Source organism: Tsukamurella conjunctivitidis, assembly GCF_007858475.1.
GTDB lineage: Bacteria > Actinomycetota > Actinomycetes > Mycobacteriales > Mycobacteriaceae > Tsukamurella > Tsukamurella conjunctivitidis.
Map to the genome: position 1 here is coordinate 1 of NZ_VIGX01000081.1, position 751 is coordinate 751.

Genomic DNA, 751 nt, shown 5'->3' on the forward strand with positions numbered 1-751 from the left:
TCGGAGCCGATGGCGTGGTACATGTCGAAGCCGACGAACGCGATGAACTTGTACGTCAGATACGGCGCGAACGCCGCCATCGCCATGAGCACGACCCCGGCGATGGGGTCACTGATCGACGCGAGATCGGGTCTGCTGCAGGGTTGGGTGACAGTTTGTAGTCACGCCGCGAGGGCGGCGTTGTCGGTCATGATGGTCTCGAACTCGACCGGCGTCAAACGACCCAACCGGGCCTGTCGGCGTCGGCGGTGGTAGGTCCCCTCGATCCAGGTGACCATCGCGATGCGCAACTGCTCGCGAGTGGTCCAGGACTGCCTGTTCAGGACATTCTTCTGCAGGAGAGAGAAGAATGATTCCATGGCCGCGTTGTCACTACTGGAACCGACCCTGCCCATCGATCCGACCATGCGGTGACGAGCCAGCGCACGCAGGAACTTCTGGCTCCGAAATTGAGACCCTCGGTCCGAGTGGACCACGCAGCCAGCAACGTCGCCACGTATCGCAACCGCGTTCTCGAGCGCCTGGACGGCCAGGCGGGACTTCATCCTCGCATCGATCGAATACCCCACGATCCGGTTCGAGTACACGTCCTTGACCGCACAACAGTAGAGCTTTCCTTCCGCGGTCTTGTGCTCCGTGATGTCCGTCAGCCAGAGTTCGTTGAGGCCATCAGCGGCGAACACATGTCGTGTCTTCCCCTCCTCATCGACGACCGCGCAGCGATCGTCGTGGACCGGCGGGCCAGGACGAC

At 62.2% G+C, this 751-nt stretch carries 1 protein-coding gene; it reads right to left on the minus strand.

Features of this window, described 5'->3' with window-relative positions:
* Nucleotides 1–161: 161 nt before the first annotated feature.
* Nucleotides 162–751: IS3 family transposase (locus FK530_RS24455; protein ID WP_231706787.1), on the minus strand; the 590-nt coding region annotated here is incomplete at its 5' end.